General features: G+C 50.9%; 16 protein-coding genes and 1 pseudogene. 6 read left to right on the top strand and 11 right to left on the bottom strand.

Translation table 11 applies throughout. The features are described 5' to 3' along the window. Nucleotides 1–13: 13 nt before the first annotated feature. Nucleotides 14–637: a transcriptional regulator RcsA gene (gene rcsA / locus ACWPW2_RS12295; RefSeq protein WP_076770094.1), complete on the top strand. Its 624-nt coding sequence runs from the start codon at nt 14–16 to the stop codon at nt 635–637. Nucleotides 638–680: 43 nt separating this feature from the next. Here rcsA and dsrB read toward each other — a convergent pair whose 3' ends face one another. Next, nucleotides 681–869, bottom strand: a complete 189-nt coding sequence (dsrB, locus tag ACWPW2_RS12300; protein ID WP_023479212.1) for a protein DsrB — start codon at nt 867–869, stop codon at nt 681–683. Between the two features lie 127 nt (nt 870–996). Between dsrB and yodD the strand changes: the two genes are divergently transcribed. Then, the gene (yodD, locus tag ACWPW2_RS12305) at nt 997–1,227 is read left to right on the top strand and encodes a YodD family peroxide/acid resistance protein (RefSeq protein WP_054803162.1); all 231 of its coding nucleotides are present in this window, start codon (nt 997–999) and stop codon (nt 1,225–1,227) included. 207 nt (nt 1,228–1,434) lie between these two features. Beyond that, complete coding sequence (locus ACWPW2_RS12310) at nt 1,435–2,265, top strand: mannosyl-3-phosphoglycerate phosphatase-related protein (protein ID WP_454123233.1); 831 nt, start codon at nt 1,435–1,437, stop codon at nt 2,263–2,265. Here the strand turns inward: ACWPW2_RS12310 and dgcQ are convergent. The 3 genes from dgcQ to ACWPW2_RS12325 form a co-directional block, all read right to left on the bottom strand. Then, nucleotides 2,229–3,938, bottom strand: coding sequence for a cellulose biosynthesis regulator diguanylate cyclase DgcQ (dgcQ, locus tag ACWPW2_RS12315; RefSeq protein ID WP_454123235.1), 1,710 nt, complete (start codon nt 3,936–3,938; stop codon nt 2,229–2,231). The two genes, ACWPW2_RS12310 and dgcQ, sit on opposite strands and share 37 nt — an antisense overlap. 86 nt (nt 3,939–4,024) lie before the next feature. Next, entirely contained in the window at nt 4,025–4,207 is a 183-nt protein-coding gene (locus tag ACWPW2_RS12320; RefSeq protein WP_023479215.1) for a YodC family protein, read from the bottom strand. Between the two features lie 73 nt (nt 4,208–4,280). Then, on the bottom strand, nt 4,281–5,189 hold the full coding sequence (locus ACWPW2_RS12325) for a DUF808 domain-containing protein (RefSeq protein ID WP_023479229.1): 909 nt from the start codon (nt 5,187–5,189) through the stop codon (nt 4,281–4,283). 212 nt (nt 5,190–5,401) lie between these two features. Here ACWPW2_RS12325 and yedA point away from each other — a divergent pair, with 212 nt between their 5' ends. Next, the gene (gene yedA / locus ACWPW2_RS12330) at nt 5,402–6,313 is read left to right on the top strand and encodes a drug/metabolite exporter YedA (protein WP_454123237.1); all 912 of its coding nucleotides are present in this window, start codon (nt 5,402–5,404) and stop codon (nt 6,311–6,313) included. A 102-nt stretch (nt 6,314–6,415) separates the two neighbouring features. On the opposite strand, the gene ACWPW2_RS12335 is transcribed toward yedA, so the two are convergent. The 5 genes from ACWPW2_RS12335 to drpB form a co-directional block, all read right to left on the bottom strand. Continuing rightward, nucleotides 6,416–11,128 carry a hypothetical protein gene (locus ACWPW2_RS12335; RefSeq protein ID WP_454123239.1) on the bottom strand — a complete coding sequence of 1,571 codons (4,713 nt, stop codon included), beginning with the start codon at nt 11,126–11,128 and terminating at the stop codon, nt 6,416–6,418. A gap of 138 nt (nt 11,129–11,266) precedes the next feature. After that, nucleotides 11,267–14,338, bottom strand: a complete 3,072-nt coding sequence (locus tag ACWPW2_RS12340; protein ID WP_454123241.1) for a hypothetical protein — start codon at nt 14,336–14,338, stop codon at nt 11,267–11,269. A gap of 333 nt (nt 14,339–14,671) precedes the next feature. Next, on the bottom strand, nt 14,672–15,142 hold the full coding sequence (locus tag ACWPW2_RS12345) for a very short patch repair endonuclease (RefSeq protein WP_454123243.1): 471 nt from the start codon (nt 15,140–15,142) through the stop codon (nt 14,672–14,674). Between the two features lie 12 nt (nt 15,143–15,154). Then, a complete protein-coding gene (locus ACWPW2_RS12350) occupies nt 15,155–15,853 on the bottom strand; it encodes a phosphohydrolase (protein ID WP_454123245.1) in 699 nt (232 codons plus the stop codon). A gap of 33 nt (nt 15,854–15,886) precedes the next feature. Next, nucleotides 15,887–16,150: a cell division protein DrpB gene (gene drpB / locus ACWPW2_RS12355; protein WP_023479203.1), complete on the bottom strand. Its 264-nt coding sequence runs from the start codon at nt 16,148–16,150 to the stop codon at nt 15,887–15,889. Nucleotides 16,151–16,495: 345 nt separating this feature from the next. Here drpB and ACWPW2_RS12360 point away from each other — a divergent pair. Then, nucleotides 16,496–16,624, top strand: a pseudogene (locus tag ACWPW2_RS12360) (VOC family protein); the annotation flags it as partial. Nucleotides 16,625–16,679: 55 nt separating this feature from the next. Here ACWPW2_RS12360 and ACWPW2_RS12365 read toward each other — a convergent pair. Both ACWPW2_RS12365 and ACWPW2_RS12370 read right to left on the bottom strand, forming a co-directional pair. Then, nucleotides 16,680–17,945, bottom strand: a complete 1,266-nt coding sequence (locus ACWPW2_RS12365; protein ID WP_454123247.1) for an oligosaccharide MFS transporter — start codon at nt 17,943–17,945, stop codon at nt 16,680–16,682. After that, the gene (locus tag ACWPW2_RS12370) at nt 17,942–18,187 is read right to left on the bottom strand and encodes a hypothetical protein (protein ID WP_454123673.1); all 246 of its coding nucleotides are present in this window, start codon (nt 18,185–18,187) and stop codon (nt 17,942–17,944) included. The genes ACWPW2_RS12365 and ACWPW2_RS12370 overlap by 4 nt, the downstream gene beginning before the upstream one ends. 203 nt (nt 18,188–18,390) lie before the next feature. Here ACWPW2_RS12370 and ACWPW2_RS12375 point away from each other — a divergent pair, with 203 nt between their 5' ends. Then, entirely contained in the window at nt 18,391–19,461 is a 1,071-nt protein-coding gene (locus ACWPW2_RS12375; protein ID WP_023479146.1) for a LacI family DNA-binding transcriptional regulator, read from the top strand. The last annotated feature ends 8 nt before the right edge of the window (nt 19,462–19,469 follow it).

The raw sequence follows: 19,469 nt of genomic DNA on the forward strand, positions 1-19,469 counted from the left end.
GTGAGGGTATGCCATGTCAACGATTATTATGGATTTATGCAGTTATACCCGGTTGGGATTAACAGGGTATCTGACAAGCCGGGGAGTAAAAAAACGAGATATCAACGACGTGCAATCTGTTGATGAACTCGAATTAGCTTGCGCCACATTTCAACCTTCCGTGGTGTTTATTAATGAAGACTGCTTTATCCATGATCCAAGCAGCAGTCAGCATATAAAGCAGGTCATTAATCAGCATCCCCGTACACTGTTTATCGTGTTTATGGCCATCGCCAATATCCATTTTGATGAGTACCTGTTAGTCCGTAAGAACTTGTTAATTAGCTCAAAATCGATAAAACCTGAGTCTCTGGACAATATTTTGGGCGATTATTTGAGCAAAGAGAAAAAAAGTATCGGTACTATCAATCTGCCAACACTTTCACTGAGTCGGACAGAATCCAGCATGTTAAAAATGTGGATGTCAGGACAAGATACTATTCAAATATCCGATCAGATGAATATTAAAGCTAAAACGGTATCGTCACATAAAGGAAATATTAAAAGGAAGATTAAAACGCACAATAAACAAGTTATCTATCATGTAGTGCGGCTAACAGATAATGTTACTAACGGTATATTTGTGAATATGCGGTAAGACAAAATTCTTATATCTACCCTCCGCAACGGAGGGCGATAAATTATTCAGCCAGCTCGACGAAAACCCCATCCGGATGATCTTTTTCATTAAAGAACCAGATACCGAGCGGGTAATCTTCAAGAGAAACCAGGTACATCGTACCTTCATTGAATGCTTCAACAGCCAGCACAACACCCGGACGGCGTGGACCTCCGTCCGTTTTGACCGTAACCCGATCGTTAACCTTCATAATCACTCCTCCAGTCACATTTACGCCAGTGTAGATCAAAACGCGCAGGCTGGCAGCCCGTGACATAAGCCTCACCTTTTTTCTGGCGTCTATACTTAAGCTCAGCACGCAACCATGAGGTGATAGCATGAAAACGGTGAGAGAGTACGACGAAACGGCCAAGCGTGACGTGCAGGTTGATATCGATGCACTGCTGGCGGCCATAAATGAGATCAGTGAAAGCGAAGTCCAGCGCATTGATGACGATGAAGGGCAGCGCGTAAGCGTCGACGGGCGTGAGTATCATACGTGGCGGGAACTGGCGGAGGCCTTTGAGCTGGATGTGCATGACTTCAGCATTACGGAAGCGAACCGCTAAAGAAATACCCCGGCCGGTTAAGGCCGGGGAAACTTGCTTACGCAAGAAGCACTTACAAAATTCGCACATCAGGGGAATCTGATGTAGAGCCCACTCTATCGGCTATTATTTGCCCTGACAAGATATATCGATAAAACAGGCATTTAGCCCCAGAGCACTCCCCTTTATTACGTATGCAGTGCCCTACTGATTTCCAAGGAGCCTACGATGCCGAGCCTGGACGATCCATTACTGGTTTTTACCGACGTGGATGGCACCCTGATGGATAGCCATACCGGTGAGTGGCAGGCAGCCGCTGGCTGGCTGAGCCGTTTGCGTGAGCATGGCATTCCGGTCATTTTATGCAGCAGTAAAACCGCCGCCGAGATGGCAGCCCTGCAAAAGATATTGAGCCTGGAAGGTTTGCCGTTTATTGCGGAAAACGGGGCGGTCGTGCAGCTCGATGACTCCTGGCAGGATGATGAGCACTATCCGCGTCTGATGAGCGGTGCGCCCCATGAGGAGATTGCCCGCGTGCTGGAGGAGTTGCGTAACACCCACGGATGGAAATTCACCCCCTTTTCTGAGCTTGATGAGAGCGTACTGGCGGAAGTGACCGGCCTGCCGCCTGCGCAGGCGGCGCTGGCAAAGTTACAGGAAGCCTCTGAAACCTTAATCTGGCGCGACAGCGATGAAGAGATGGCGGCCTTTGACGATGCCTTATCGCAGCTTGGTTTGCGTTTCGTGCAGGGAGCACGTTTCTGGCATGTGCTGGACGAGCGCGGCGGCAAAGATCAGGCGGTGAACTGGCTGACGCGGCAGTATCACCACTACGCCGGGAAAAGTTTTACCACCGTCGGGCTGGGCGATGGCCCGAACGATGCGCCGCTGCTCGACAGCGTCGATTACGCGATTGTCGTGCGCGGCCTGAACCGAGAAGGTGTGACAGTGCGCCGTGATACGCCTGAGCGGGTCTACCACACCGAGCTTGAGGGCGCAGCGGGCTGGCGCGAGGGGCTTAATCAGCTATTCGTCACCTCATCTTCGGCGCAAACCTGATTACGCCCCTGATGTTTCGCCCGGTAGAGCCGCCGGTCGGCAACGGATTGCAGGTGTTCAAAATCGTAATTGCCCTCTTCCAGCGCATCGCTAACTCCCAGCGATGCGCTGATGCGAATCGTCGTATGCTTATGAATCAGGATCTCTTTGCTGGCGATACGCTGGCGAATTCGTTCGGCTATCGCGACGGCCCCGGCCCGCGTGCAGCCCGGCAGAAGAATACAGAACTCCTCGCCGCCAACGCGCCCGGCAACCTGCTGCTCATCAAGGCTACTGCTGATTAATCCGGCGGTATGCGACAGCACCAAATCCCCCGCCTGATGACCAAAGCGGTCATTAACCTCTTTGAAGTGATCGAGATCGAGCTGGATCACCGCGAAGGGCAGCTTTTGCGTGCGCGCCAGCTGTGAGAGGGTTTTTGCCCGTTCAAACAGCACGCCGCGGTTGCAGAGCCTTGTTAGCGGATCGTACCAGGCCTGCCACTGCAATGTATTCTGCATGGCGTACATATTCTTCACCATCCGGCGAATCACACCCCAGGCCAGCAGCAGCATGGTCATAAACAGCAGCCATAAAATGGCCATCGCAATGCTGATACGCCCGAAATCGCCGGTGATCCCTTCGCGCAAGGTGTGGATACGCACCAGCACGCCGTCGAAATGCTTCAGCTTTTGCCAGCTAATGTAGCGCGCGCCGAGTCGCAGGCCGCCAAGGGTATCTCTCTCCATCTCCGCACTGAGCCGCGCGCGCTCTTCAGCGTTAAAGGCGCGTCGCGCGTTATCGACGGGCGAAGTGCTGGTAATCAGCTTCAGGTGGCTGTCATAGAGCAGATACTCCCCCTTCTCTGTCTCCTCGCCGGCCGGGCTGGCATGCATCAGCAGAGCGTGGATGGCATCAACGGAGAAACTGACCCCCAGCGCCCCCAGCCAGTCGCCCTGATAATCGAGCGGTACGCTGGCCGTGACATCGCCATGAGGCTCGCTGCCCGGCGTCAGGTCGCTGAACCAGCGAACGCCGCGCCCGCGGTTCTCCTGCCTCTGCTGGCCGGTAAACCACGGGCGCATCAGCAGCCGGTAATAGGTCGGCACAATCGTCTCTTCGCTGGCCTGGGTATCGGTAGTAATAAAGAATCCGGCGCGGGAGATATACCAGGCGCGACGCGGCAGCATCTGCGCATGGGTTGAGAGACGAAACAGGTAGCCCAGCTCCATCGCCGCGGTCAGTTCATTGTGCAGGTTGGGATTGTCGCGGGTCAGTAGCGCCGTTTGTTCAACAAAATAGTCCGAGACACCATACACCGGCAGCGTGCGCTGGTTATCGCGACCCACTTGCCACTGCGGCAAGGCGCGCTTACTGTCAAACTCACCGTGGCGTTTTCGCAGGATATTAAGGTCGAGCGGCGTTTGCAGCGCCGCCTCCATGGTGTGACGGAAGAAGAGCAGTCGTTCGACGCCGACCTGCATCTGCATATCGAGCGCATTGCTGACATTCTCCAGCGCGCTACGCTGGCTCGTGGCGTAGGCGTTCTCCAGCACCAGCACTTCGCGCCAGGTCAACACGGTCGAGCAGACCATGACGATCACAAAACAGAGGTTAACCACCCAGGTGGGATCGAAATAGCGTCCGGCGTCGTGACTTTGTCCGGGGACATTATTAAAGGTGGAGTGGCGCACAGAGGCTCCCTGAAAAGTCTGGTTAACTGCTTTGTCGCGCGCCGGTTGCCAAGAAAAACGCCCAGCAGAGCCGGGCGTTTCCTTGGTTATGCTTCTTCGTGAATGCGCTGCCCTTCGCCGGGCATTAACTCATCTTCACGAAAGGCTTCCCGTTTGACCCCATAGCCGTCATACCACCGACACTCCACCATACCGCTGGCGTAGCCGGTGACAATCATGCGCGGACCACCCTTTTTAGCCTGAACCTCATCACTGATCATAAAGACCATACCTGCCTCCTGATTCAGAGTGAAACGTTTTCACCATAGACGAAGTTTTTAAGTTTTGCGTAATAGGTGCTGCTTATTTTGCGCCACGCAGGCGGCCGATCCCTTTAACCACCGCGATAACCACCGCGCCGATAGCGAAGCCAATCACCAGATTCGCCGCCATCGGCACAATCGCCTGCACCAGTGCATTTTGCGTGCTGGCGAAGTGCTCAATCGCGTGGTGCAACGCCGGGATACCGTGAACCACAATGCCGCCGCCGACAAGGAACATCGCCAGCGTGCCCACCACCGACAGGATCTTCATCAGCCACGGTGCGACAAACAGCAGCCCTTTGCCCAGCCCTTGCGCCAGCACGCCCCGCTTCTCCACCAGCCAGTAGCCCATATCATCCAGCTTGACGATAATCCCCACCAGGCCATAAACACCGATGGTGACCAGCAGCGCAATACCGGAGAGGATCAGCACCTGGTTGAGCAGCGGCGCATCTGCCACGATACCCAATGTGATGGCGACGATCTCCGCCGAGAGAATAAAGTCAGTGCGCACGGCACCTTTGATTTTATCTTTCTCGAACTGCTGCGGGTTTTGTGCCGCCAGCGCTTCCAGCCGTTTTTGCCGCGCTTCCGGGCTCTCTTTATGTTTTCTTGCTTCGAAGGTATGCAGCACTTTCTCTACCCCTTCGAAACACAAATAGGCTCCGCCCAGCATCAGTAACGGTGTGATGGCCCACGGTATAAAGGCGCTGATCAGCAGCGCCAGCGGTACCAGGATCACTTTATTAAGCAGCGAACCGCGCGCTACGCCCCAGACAACCGGCAACTCACGGTTGGCGCGCACGCCGGTAACCTGTTGTGCGTTAAGGGAGAGATCGTCCCCCAGCACGCCCGCGGTCTTCTTCGCCGCCAGTTTTCCCATTACTGAAATGTCGTCCAGCAAGGTGGCGATATCATCGAGAAGGGTTAATAGACTACTTCCTGCCAAAATGTCTTCCTTTTTAATTAAGCTGCGCAAAGTGCCCAGCGAGTGTTGAACGCGTAACAGTATGCGGTAAAAGATAGCAGGCGAGAATAACCTTGGTGAATGAGCGAACATAATGTCAACAAATATTTAACACCAGAGGTGTGATTAACCCCTCGCCTTAGAAATACTTTTATCGTTAACTATAAGCCTCTTATCCTTTCCCGTGGTGGGTTATGCGTTTCAGGCAGGTTTTACCGCTGATTGGCGCGCTTTTTGCGCTCTACATTATCTGGGGTTCCACATATTTTGTTATCCGCATCGGCGTTGAGAGCTGGCCGCCGTTTATGCTGGCCGGCACGCGCTTTTTCTGCGCCGGCACGCTGCTAACGGTGGTGCTGCTGCTGACAGGTCACAAGCTGCCGCCATTGCGCCCAATGCTTAACGCAGCGTTGATTGGCGTGCTGCTGCTGGCGGTCGGCAATGGTTTTGTTACCGTTGCCGAGCACCAGAATGTTCCGTCCGGCATCGCGGCGGTGGTAGTGGCAACGGTTCCGCTCTTCACCCTCTGCTTTAGCCGCTTTTTTGGTATTGCTACACGCAAACTGGAGTGGCTGGGCATCGCCATTGGCCTGGTCGGTATCGTGCTGCTAAACAGCGGCGGCAACTTAAGCGGCAATCCGTGGGGTGCCGGGCTGATTTTGATTGGCTCGCTCAGCTGGGCGTTTGGCTCCGTGTATGGATCGCGCATCGAACTGCCGGTCGGCATGATGGCAGGCGCAATTGAGATGCTGGCTGCCGGGATCGTACTGCTTGCGGCTTCCGCGCTCAGCGGCGAGCGCCTGACCGCCGTGCCGCCCATTGAAGGCTTCTTCGCCGTCGGCTACCTGGCGCTGTTCGGCTCAATTATTGCCATCAATGCTTATATGTATCTCATCCGCAATGTGACGCCCGCCGTGGCCACCAGTTATGCCTACGTCAACCCGGTGGTCGCGGTGCTGCTCGGCACGACCTTTGCGGGTGAGCACCTCTCCTCAATTGAGTGGCTGGCATTGGGGGTAATTATCTTCGCGGTGGTGCTGGTCACGCTAGGCAAGTATCTTCTGCCTGCGCCCCCGGTGGTTAAGCGCTGTGAGGTGGAGAAATAACGCCCTTCTTATCGTTACCATAAAAAAAGGAAGTATTACCCTGGTAAAAGAGAGTAATACTTCCTGTATTCACAACGACCAGCCCGTAATCCCGCCAGCGCGCTACTTTTCAAAAAATTGTATTATCAACTCCACACCGAAGCGGCTTGCGCCTAATACATCACAACTCAGCGAAACGTAGCCGTCAAAATCGGTCTCTTCATGATTATAAAGAAGGTTCAGACCCACCTTCATAATCATCAATCCATTGGTAAAGTTAGGCATACCATTCAAAAAATCATCTATTGAAATTTTGCCACGGATATAATCAGCCACTTTAAGTAAAAGCTCTTTAAGTTCACTGCTCATCTCCACGCTTTCCGTTGCACTTTTGTCGCCAAACAGTGAGCGTGTATGTTGCCAAAATTCATGGCTACGTCTTTGCTGGCGAGCCAGTAAAGCGAGTTCATCTGCAGATAAATCCTGGGGTAAAAAAGTCTTTGCCTCCGACAGGAATGCCTCTTTGCCCTGCAATTTAGAGCCATAAAATACCGGATAAGCCGTCACCTTTTTATTCAGGAGCCAGGCCAGCGCCTTACCGACAGGTAGCGTGCCAAACGCACCAAAGTGACTATAAAATTTAATTTCACTTATCCGGGATAAATCAACGGCAAAATTTTCGCTTCTTGCTAAACCGAGGATAGTATCTGCCAGCTCCTGCGCATCCATACTATTAACCGCACCAGGCCCGCCCATGGCTTTAATTGATAACGTGCTACCTTCTACAGAAAACGCTCCCCCCTCTCCCAGTAACGCCGACACACGCATTTTTTTCAGGGAAATTTCACCAGCAGAAATAACGTTGTAACGCAATACTTCGGAAGGGATATCCCCGGCGTGAATAATGGTACTTTTATCGGCTAATGAAGCATCAAGCTTTGCAGGATTAATGATCACAAACTCCCCCTTGCCGAGGCTGTACATCACATGGCCGGCATTTGATTTACCCATGCGCATAAAGGTAACAAGGTGCCCCTCCGGCACAGCCAGCATTTCCGCCTCATTTTTAATACGCACGGGTGAAGTGAGCACATCCTCTATGGGGCCTATTTGGCCATAAACAGGTGCGGGGTTGTTAATCACTGGCTGAAGCGCTCGCGCTAATCCCTGAGCCTGTTCGGGCGACAATTTACCGGACTGCGCCAGTAAATCGGTCAAACCGCTGACGCTGTCCGTGTCAGCAGGAAGAGCGCTGGCTAAGTCGCGTAAACCCGGTTTTTCCGCGAGGAGAAGTCCTCTCGGCCTGGCCGTAAAGATCTGCACTTTTTCTCCGTCTGCATTACGTTTGACCTGAGCGCCTGTAAAGTCACCGAGTTGCTCTGCCAGCAGAATGCGGGGGTCGTTGGTAAGCGCCGCATCAAGAGTGCTGTTATTTATGCCCACAAAACGCCCGTTACCGACGCTGACCATAACGTGAAAGGGGTGAGTAGAAGTTGCATTCGCCCTGAAGAAGAACAGCATTTCCCCTTTCTCCACGCACAGCAGCTCTTGCCGGGAGGTAATTAGCCGCGGTGTTTCGAGTAAGTCCGTGGCTTCGGTAATCGCTCTCCCTCCTTCCTCGACACTCTTCATGCTCTGGCGTAGTAGGTTCGCCGTTTCTTTATTTAGTAATTCACTATTTTCGAGCACATCCACGGCGTAATCCGCTGCATCTTCAGTGGTGACTGTTTGCCACTTGCTACGGCGCACCGATAACATGATCTCATTTCCTGCCGCGGCCCCGGGCACCGTAGTTTTCACTGCATCAGCACTTTTACCTGTTACCCAATCCGCCGCTAACGAATCGGGATAATACCATTCAGGGCGCCTGAGTATTTTCGCATTGGGAATAATAGCTTGAGGCCCATGATGGGTATAATCGCTGTATGTCCCAAATATCTCATCTGCTTTTACACGCGATTTATAATCAGCGTATTTAATCAGGCTAACACCGTTGATATTTGCATATTTTTGCGCCCACAACTCTTCCGGAAGAATAACAGGGCCATCAAACTCATCATATTTCCTTGAGAACGTTCCAGCCGTGAGATCAAAAACATAGTCGCGGTTATTTTTAGTACCGATAATAACAAAATGATTCACTGGCATTTTATCCACAGAATCTACAAAAACGGCCATCCCGCGATAGCGGATGTTTTCGAAACCTTTATCGATCATGAACTTGCTTACTGGAGCCATTAAATATTTGCTTCGCTCTGCAGGATTTGTCATCGCGAATATGGTGGAATTGCGTCTGTAAAGCTCGTCAAGTAAGGCCTGCGCATCCACCCCTTCGGTTTCTTTTGCATGCTGGGTATTAAAGGGGATTTTTTTGTCTGGTAAGTCATTACGCAACCGCTGTATACCCATCTCAGGTTGAATTGCGGGGCCTTTAGCAACAGGGGCAACGACCCATTTGCTCTTTACAGGATGCATAATCTGCCCGGGATTTGCTGGATCCTTAGGATCAACAGTACGCCATGCTTTAGTTGTATGGCTCCAACGCACTTCAGAGACGCCGCTTGCAGTCTCTATATAATAAACGCGCAGTCTGGTTTTCGGAGAGATGCTTACATAAACCTCACCGCCACGCAAAGTCTGCTTATGCATATCCTTCAACGCCACATCCATACGAATAAACTCTTTACCCACTTCCAGAGCGGCAGATTTGCCAGGAACAATATTGTGAAAGATCATGTCAGCGCGAATTTTAGACATTATATAATTAGATAGATCGCGTAGCATTAATGCATCAACTAAATCAAATATCGCGTTGGCGCTTATTTTCCCCAATTCAATAGCGTTGATAATCCCCTGCTCTCCCATTTCACGAACCATATATTTATATAATCCTTTACCTGTTAACCCTCTTGCTACCCCTTCTCGAGCGATAGTTGCGATGCCCTTCGCATTATTTACCAGCGCGCCGATTTTTGTACCTACCTGTGCGGCAACACACACCACCGCAAAAATATCGGCAATGAGGGCAAAACCATCGGGTTGATACTCCTTATCAGTCAGAGAACCATATATATCGGAATAAAACGGGATAAAAATACACGCAATACGATGTAGCGCGGATGGCTTATAAAGATCGGATTTAAGTTTATTAGCCGAACGGTCAAGAGAACTTTTCATACTGATGTTCAGCGTAACGACAAGACTATTATCTAATTGCTTCTCATGTTTATAAACATTGTACTCCGTACCGCCAAAGTGAGCGTGTTCAAAAGGATTAGGGTATTCCGTTTCACCCTCTTTCTTATAAAGGATATTATTGATGAACTCCTCTTTTTCTTTCGCGGCACGTCGCGTGCCATCCCAATAAATTTTTTCATTTGCGTGACCAAACTGATTTTTAAAAAAGTCCTCGGTAAATACACTCTCCAGCCCATGACTATGAACTTTCCTTGGTTCAAGATTGGCAATGGTTTTCAGCCACGGGTTGCTTTGCATTTGCCCATCAGTGAAGCGTCGGCTAAACGTTGCATTTGGAAAAAGGGAGAAAAAGACCCAACCATTGCTTTCAAGCTGAACAAACAAAAGCTCTCCGGCATGGATATTTTTGACGTTATTTTTCTTCCTGACATCAAGCCGGATGCTTTTTTTCACAGTTGCTGTAATTTCATCGACCGTAAGACCTGAAACAATCAGCAACTCCTTGACCCGCTCGCTTGCTTCATAACTGCTATATTTATTTTTGTATTCAATAAATTGCTGATTGTAATACCATTTACTCGAAAAATATTCTCTACCCAACATTTCAGACAAGGAGATATATCCATCTGGAATATCTTTTTCAATCATTAAGGGATTTAATTCGTGACGGCTTTTTGCATAAGTATCAATGACGTCCTGCGCACGAAGATTTTTTAGCTGTGAAACACTCTTATTATTCTTCTGCAACCAGTGCAACATAGCGGGAAGAAGATCGCGTGCTGCAGCATTTTCTTCTCCAACAAAGATTTTCGGGTATATATCATCAGTAACTTTGTTCGCCCAAAAAATATCAGCATAAGTCTCCTCAGCGGCGGGTATGGTAATATTTATTGTCGTCAGAATTTCCGCCAGTTCGACATATGTTTGTTGTTGCACCAATATGGTTCTTACGGTTGCTCTGGCGATACGAAGCGTTTCAACCTGTTTGTGTTCCCATTCTCCACCACCGAAGAGAGGGTTTTGCCGGAGTTTCACCTCCTTCAATGCCAGCTCGGCTACAGCTTCTTTTGCAGCGGTAATAATACCTGCTTTATCGTGCTGCAATTTAAGGCGTTGGGTAAAAGTTTTATCGCCAAGCGCCATTCCCTCCTCATATCGCTGGTATTTCTCCTTATACGACTGAATAAGTTGTTTGTAGGCATCTATTTTTTTCTGCATTCTGTTAACTATGGATTGTACAACGTTTTTTTCACCCTCTTTTTTCTTCAACTCGGTTGTATAATCCCGGCTATATCTTACATAGAAGCCCATAGCAAGAGAGGCGCTAAGATATTCTTTAGGATTAACCTCCTCATCCCATATTTTATCTTTAAGATCAGCGATATTAGCTTTAATTTTCGCCAGTCGTTTCTTTTCTTTGTCAAAAAAATTTTTATTAAGGTTATTAAATTTAACCTGCGCATCATCAGCCAGGATACGCGCATAACGTGCGGTGGCTAATATACTGACATCGGTAATATCAACATTAAACGCCTCCCAATAGTGAGACAGGAGCAGATGATCCCAGAATAAATTCGCACTCTCGTATGAACTACCATTAATATTTTTATTCGCTACACTCTGAGTATCGAGGATCATCTTTCTGAGCATCATTATTGTGATAAGGTTTTCATTTTCCGGATGCAAATAGAGCTTGTGAAACTCATCGTTGATAAGAGTGATTATTTTATTGATTAAGTCATTCCAGGATATAAAATTACCCGCAGTAAAACACTCCTAAATCCTTTTTTTCGCTGCAGATTCGAGCTTAGATCCTGTAATGCTTTTTTGGATATCTAAAAAGGCGTTAAATTCTTCTACTTCTGTCTGATCCGCGTAATCCCAATGACCATCAACATCACTGATAATCACGACCTTTTTCTTACCCCACGCGGTAACAAACACCCCGTATAAATCCGTACTTAATTCCTTACAGGGCCAGAAGCGACCGGCAAGATAAATATATGAATGCCCATTATTCTCCCGGTAAACACCGCCCTCACGGGGCACGCCAGTGAGGGGAAGATTAGAAGCGCCCCGTACGTTCCAACCCCTGACATCCGATAACAAAGCAGCCGTTGCACCTTTATTACCCGGCTCGTCTTTGATTTCCTTCATAGTTCCCGCATCGCGGTGAATCCTTATCGGCATCCCTTGATCTGCGGAAGGTGATGTCTCTTTTCCTTCATTCTCATGCTGTAAATCAGTTGCCGTTTCCCCTCCGGGCGCAGGATAAAAACCTTTCGCGGAGGGTTCCTGAGGATACCCGGCAGCGCGTTTCGCCCGTCGTGGCGGTGCATTTATCTCCACTTCTGCGGATCGTGCCGTTATTTTTGGCGCAACTTCGGCTTGTATGGTCGATTCATGCATAAACTTCGCGACTTCCCGCGTCAGCGCCTGCTCAATGCAACTCCTGACTGCAGCATTAATCCCATCATGTGTTCCGACAAACCCTGCCGTCCAGGCCAGCGCCTGCGGCAACGCAAGGAGCTGTTTTGTTCTCTCACCCTGCGGTTTATTAAGATGCGTTCCCGCGACGCTCATATCTCCTGTGGGAGACAGCGTCATCGTTAAACGAAACGCAACTTTCGATAACGCTTTATTGATAAAGCGATCGCGGCGGGAACTATTTATCCCGGTTTGTGCTTCCCTTAGCACGACTCGCACGGGTAGAGAAGATGGCCCGGTTGCCAGACTAAAACCTTCTCTGAGTACTGCGGACAGTGCGCCACTGATTAACTTGCTCTCAGCCCAGCGCTGGAGATCCTGCGGCAGGCTTCGCGCTCCGGCTAATATCGCCTCCGGCGTGGATGGGTAAACTGTGGACTTTTCTGTAGCAAGCTGAAGCGCGAGTTTTAATCGGCTGAGGAAACCTTCAGCCTGCGGATCGGATTTTTTTGCAAAATGAATGCGGCTATCGGTAATGACCTCCAGCAACATTCGGTCAAATAAGATGGCTGCTTCAGCTTTTTCCTGCGGGTGGGCATCACGTAAGTACTCCTGACGCAACTCTGCCGCCCAGTCGCTTATGCCGCGTACCAGCATCCCACTGTGGTAGAAACTGCCCGGCAAGCGGCCAGTTATATCAGTAGCACTCTTTTTGACCCCGGCTTTCATCTGCTTTAACGCCACTAACCATTGTGTGATGTGGTTATTAAGTTCAACCCTGCCGCTGTGACCGAGTCTCGCCAGGCGAACAACTGCGTTCTGCATTTGCAGTGCCAGCTGGCTTAACCCTTCAGCGGTTTGACGGAGTGTTTGATCGAGTTTTTCTATCTCTTCTCTTCTGCGCGCATCGCGAAGCGCTTCACATAGAGCGCTCTGGAATAACTCTGCCCACTCATCGGCTGGGCGTTTAGTCAGGGGATAAATAAGCGCTTCCAGCTGCTGCTGCGCATGATTTGCGACGGAGTGCCAGCGCGTTGCCTCCGCCTCCACCTCTTGTGTGAGCAGATGATTGAGCGCCGACAACGCCTCATCACCTGGGCGAGATTCAGTCATTTGCAGATACTGCTCAACCGCCTCTGCTACTCTCCCTGCGGCGGCAGGTATCTGTTTAATTCGCCGTTCTGTCTGTTGAATGGCGTCAAGCAGAAGCAATGCGCTATCTCTTACCGCGCGGTTGACAGCGTCGCTGTAGGTTGGCTGACGCACGTCCTTTTCTCTTGCGCTCACTCTGGTAGGGGTCTTGCGCCCGCCAGAGCCGGCCCGCTTTGCGGGTTGGGTGAGATTTCTGACCCGGCACCCGGCACGATGCCATAGCTTATCTGCCTCTTTTTTCTCATCGTCAGGCGCGACACGCTCTTTTACCTGCTTCAGCCTCGCAGCAAGGCTTCCAAGCATGTTGCCAATGTGCAGAATCTGGCGACCCAGCCGGCTATCATCGGGCTCATGCTCACTGGTGCCATTTGCCCCGGACATAGGCCACGCGAAGACCTGATACTCCTGCATCCAGTCTGCAAATTGCTCAGCACTCCCCAGCGCAGCGCGATCCGCTTGCCTGAGTAACATTCTCATCGCAAATTGCCGCGCATCACGGGCGTTATCCAGTATGACGTCGGCCTGCTGTTGCAGGCATTCAGCCAGACGCTGACGGGCCAGCCGGGTTTCAGCCGTAAGCGACTGTTTCAGCTGAGCGAATCGCTGAGACTCTACGCTCAACGCATTGCTTGCGGACAGAAGTAAATCCTCAGCCTGTTGAGACTGGTTTAGTTCCTGTGGGAGTGCAGCGATCAATTTATGTCGATACTCATCCGCCGCTGCGCCAATGTGCGCGTCCCAGTCAAGATGCTCGACTTTTTCGGCGGCGGTGATGGCATCCAGCGCATCGGAGATCGCGTGCATTAAATCGAAGGCGTAATGATCTATTTCATTTGCGGCGGGATGGTCACTTTGCTGGAGCAATAACAGGGTGTTCAGAAAATGGTGAGCGGGGGCGAGAAGCGTATCCGGCACAATTTTACCCTGCACGGCCAGTAGATTTTCCTGTACCCGGCGAATGGCGGCCGCATCAGGCTTAAACCTGTTATATTCCTGATGTCGATATTCGCTGAGGTGCGGCATCTTGCGGCCCAGGGCCTCAAGAAGGCTCGCTTTCAGGTGTTGTGCCTCTTCTGTTTGCCGCGATAAGCGCTCGCTACTCGCTCCAGGGAGATCTCGCGGTGGAATATCTATCGCAACCTCAATCATCTCCTCACAGAATAACGCCTCACCATCTTGAGCCTCTTCAGCCGCAGACGAAAAAGACGCCTTTTCATCATCAGTAAATAGAATATGAACTGTTTTAGATAAAACCTTGTGAGATGACATAAAACCTCCACAATAAAAAGAGTGATCTATTTCAATCCATTGGGGCGTCGCCTTATTCAGACGACAAAGCCCCTGTTGATCATCAGTAAATACAACATGTGTTGGTTTTAATAAAAGCGAGTCAGATGGCGTGCGCGCCACACAACAAAACACGGATTTGATTCAATCCGATAATTAAGCAGCGATGGGCTTTAATGCTTATAAGCAAGATGAGAGCGTTGCCTTTTCACGGCAGTAATTAATCAAATGAGACAGGTTATTTTAATTTACTTATTAGAATTCAGAGTCGCGCTCATCCTTATTTACCAGGGATCTTATTTTGGCTATGGCAAATTAAAACGCGCCATGAATTCCCTGAGTGTCGATCTGTGCGGTCTGTTGCCCCTCGCAGATCCACTCCTCCAGGCGAACGCTGAGCGCGTCGTCGCTCAGTTTCAGTTTGCCACGCAGCGCGCACTCCCACACCACCATGACCCGCCAGCCCTGCTCCAGCAGCAAAGCGCAGTCGCGGGCGTCGCGCGCCACGTTTTTGCCAATCTTCTCTAACCAGAAATCGGTGCGCGTGGCGGGGACTTTAAACAGATAGCAGTTGTGATGGTGCCAGAAACAGCCGTGGGTGAAGATAACGCAGCGGTAAGCATCAACGATAAAATCGGGGCGTCCGGGTAATGTGGCGTCCTGCACGCGAAACTCCAGCCCCAGCGCCTCCAGGCAGCCCGCCAGCCGTTTTTCAATGGCGGTATCGCGCGTGGCGATGGCGCGCATATTCTTGCTGCGCGTCGCTTTGTCATGCACATCTACCATCGTTCCCTCTCCTCAGGATGGGCGCGCGCTGTAGCGGCGCAGCACCTCGTCATCAAGACGCTGAAAGTCGCCCTGCAATTCGGCGCTCAGTTTAGCCATAAAGTGTACCAGGAAATCGGCGTTATGCCCGGCCAGCGCGCGGCCTTTGGCGGTCTGCATGGTGGCAGGCAGTTTTAGCAGCTTGCAGCGAAAGTGATCGAGGGCAAAACGTTTATCGTCGAGTTCGCGGCGGGCAGCAAATGGATCGTCGCCGTCAAACAGTGCGCCCCCCATGCTGCCGGAGACGGCGAATACCCGCGCCAGACCAATCGCGCCAAGCGACTCGAGGCGGTCAGCATCCTGCACGATTTTTGCTTCAAGGGTTTGCGGGGTAATAGCGGCGCTGAAGCTGTGCGCTTCAATGGCGTGGCGCACCGCAGGGATGGCGGATTCGGGAAAGTCAGGAAAGTCGGTAGCAAGGATCGCGGCGGCTTTTTCCGCCGCCCGCTGCGAAGAGGTATGACGCAGCGGATGGTTTTTGGCAAAGCTAACAATATCGTGGAAGTAGCAGGCGGTGAGCACCACCAGCGCGTCAGCCTCTTCGCCTTCCATCAAGGTTTGCGCTGTTTGCCATACGCGGCGAAAGTGCGCGAGATCGTGAGCGGCATCGGCGTGGGTAAAGTGCTGCGTCATCCAGCTGTCAAAGCGCTGCTGCCAGTCGAAAAGAGACATGCATCATCCTGTGAAAACGGTGAAGCCCTGACGTCACGCTTGCATATCACGTGGACGTGTATACCAGGCAATGGCGCCCAGTATCGCACCTACCGCACTTAATGCAACGATGCCAGACACCGTATTTAACCCGCTTTCGACAGATCGCGCCGCGCCGCTGGCGAAGCCTGATGCAATATCAACAGGGCCGGCAAGCCAGAGATTACTCGCCAGAGACCAGCAAAAATAGAGGCAGAAAATCCAGAAGACCCATAGCGCGAGCTTGCCCCCTGCGCTACGAACTGCGAAATCGTCCATAATCTCGTTTTCCTTTTTTCGTCGGGGATTGTTAATAAGAAACGTTCTCACTATTCAGAGTTCTCCGACATCATATCGTCAGAAAATATGAATTAAAGATATATCAACAATATTGATACTTTTAAGGCATAACCGCGGCGATGCTCGAACCGTTTGCAGCGCCAGAAACTTATTAAATCATTGATAAATAAAATGATTACAAAATCATTTATAAATATATGGTATTAGCAAAGCCGAAAATGGAATAAGCATGCACGCGCAGGATTCAGAAGGTCTGCCGGATGCTGGGTCTGTTAATAAAGGATAAGAAAGTTGATTGATAAGAATGAACCCTTCTGGAACCGAATGGTTCCAGAACTGACCGTAACGGACTTTACAGCCTCCCTGCACTTCTATGCAGACGTGCCTGGCTTTAACATCATGATAAAGCGCAAAAATCCTGATTTTGCTTATATTTCTCCTGGTGAAGCACAGCCATTACATCAAAGGCTATAACCTATAAAGCCCGCTTTAGAGCGGGCTTTTATTATCAGGCTGCGCTGTTATACCCGGGAGCCTGGAGCAGCGTTTTACTCCCTTTCAGGGTAAAGAGGGAGACGATGGTAAAGCTCAGCGTAATGCTGCCCAGAATGAGATAAGCCTGGTGGAAGCCGACGGTGTCATACATCCTTCCGACCCATGCAGAGAGTACAACACCTGAAAGCTGTTTCGATAAGTTAAAACCAATCAGGAACAGCGTTGCCGAGAGTTTCGGGTTAAAGGCGGATGATATGTATTTGAAGGTGCCCACCAGCAAGAACGGAAGTTCAAACATATGCAGCATTTTTAAGATCACCACTTCGATAGCTGAAGAGGCAAAAGAAGAACCCAGAATACGCGCTGACATAATAATACCGGCAGTGATCAGCGCGTTTTTCGCGCCAATCCGGTTCACGATGGCAGGAGCAAAGAACATAATCGTCGCGTTAAGTAATTCCCCTCCCGTGGTGACGAAGCCGAATACTTCTGTTCCTTGTTGCGGACTGGAGAAAAAGCCTTTAAAGAAGTTGGCAAACTGTTGATCAAATACGTCATATACGCTGGCGACGCCAACTACGTAGACAATAAATCCCCAGAAGCGTGGCATGCGTAATAGTTCCGCGGCGGTGCGCATCGAGAAGGCCTTACGGTTGGCTCCCAGCGCGTCGATTACCAGCTCACTGTTGCTCCCTTCCGGACGTGACATCCACAGCAGTACTGCCAGCACCAGCGCAAAACCTGAGGCAATCCAGAAGGTGATATTGGGATCGATGCCAAACAAAATACCGGTGATGGACGCGCACAGTGCCCAGCCAATACAGCCGGAAACGCGCACTTTTCCGTATTCAAAACGGTTCGCACGGCTGACGCGTTCAATATAGGCCTCTACCGCCCCGGAACCGCTGGAGAAGACAACTCCCAGATAAATACCGCCCGCTAGCGCACCGGCGAAGATATTCAACTGCAATAACGGCGACAGCACAAAAATAAAGAACGGCGCAAACAAGATCAGCAAGATCGTAATGGTCCACAGCAGATGTTTGCGTAACCCCAGTTTGTCAGATATCAGGCCAAATACCGGCTGAAATATAATCGCGAACAGCGAGATTGAGGAGAAAACGATCCCCGTTTCTGTTTTGGTTAAATGATTAACTTCCGCCAGCCAGACCGGGAAAAAGGGAAAGTAGGCCGACATAATGAAGTAGTAGAAGAAAAAGAACAGCATAAAGTAGATGAAGTTATGCCGTTCTCTTGGCGCGAGTTCAGAGAGTTTCATTGTCTATATTCCATCCTGTGATACGCGTCATTATTAAAGCCGCTTTTATGTTGGTTTCGCGCTTTCGCCCCGGCCAGAGAGTTATCGCCATCGAAGATAATCTGCGCCTGGCCACCAGCCCGCCAGTTTTCCTCCACGCTGAACGTCAGTGAGTAGCAGCCTGTCGGGTTTTGCCACTCCTCTCGCGCCAGCACGTCATAAAACAGGTGGCCCGGAGACGTCCGGGGATCGTGATAAAGCATGGGTATATTCGCCTGATAAATGAGAATGTCGTTCGCCAGACAAGATGGGTGAGTTATCAGATATTTTGTTTAAAGTCACAACACTGGCGAAAGTGAAACTCATACACGATCACGAAATACCACGGAAATGATGTTATTTTGTCGTCTTTAAGACATAAAATGTTAGCGGACGACATTGTTACGGATATGTAAAGGAGTGGCTTATGCAACGCCGTACGGCAACGTTAGAAGATGTAGCTCGCAAGGCCGGGGTGTCGCAGCAGACGGTTTCGCGTGTACTGAATAAACCCGGTGTTGTGTCTGAACGCACCCGCGACAAGGTTATCAGCGCGATGCAGGCGTTGCTCTATGTTCCGAACCGTTCGGCGCAATTGCTGGCGGGGAAGTCTGCGCCGTCGATTGGTTTGATTACCGCGTCGTTGACCCTGCATGCGCCCTCACAAATCGCCGCGGCAATAAAAAGTCACGCCAGCGTACGCCAGCTTGAGGTCGCTATTGCGATGCCCGCGCTCGTGGATTACACCTCACTTCAGGCACGGCTGAATGAGTTTCGCGCGCAGAATATCCGTGGTGCAATTATTAATCTGCCGCTGGAAGGCAGTGTTGCCGAAAAGCTGGTGAGTGAGAATCCGGATATTTGCTGTCTGTTTTTGGATATTTCGCCGGAGACCGATGTCTGCTGCGTGCGTTTTGACCATCTTGATGGTTGTAGCGCTTGCATCCGGCATCTCTGGGAACTGGGGCACCGGGATTTCGGTCTGCTTGCCGGACCTGAAAGCTCTGTTTCAGCGCGCATGCGTCTGAGCAGCTGGCGTGAGACGTTGCATCGACTTGGGGTAAGTAATGCGGTGACGGTTTTTGGCGACTGGAGTGCGGCCAGCGGCTGGCACAATGCTTTCAAACTGTTACATCAGTACCCGAAGATAAGTGCGATCGTTGTGGCGAACGATCAGATGGCACTCGGCGTGTTGAGCGCACTGGCGCAGCTCAATCGCAGCGGGAGCCAGGCAGTCTCCGTCACGGGTTATGACGATACGGCAGATAGCCTTTACTTCCAGCCGCCGCTGACGACCGTGGCACAGGATTTCAACAAACTCGGTAAGCGGGCCGTGGAGTTGCTTATCCAGTTCATGGCCGACCCGCAAATCAGGATCCGTGAACTGCTGCCTACACGACTGGTTATTCGTCAGTCAACCTGGCCTGTAGCCGGTGACTCCGGGGAAGACAACGCGCAGCTAATTACGCAATTAAAAACACTGGTGAAAAAGCTGTAAGATCTACA

It is taken from the genome of Kosakonia sp. Marseille-Q7440 (genome assembly GCF_965119485.1).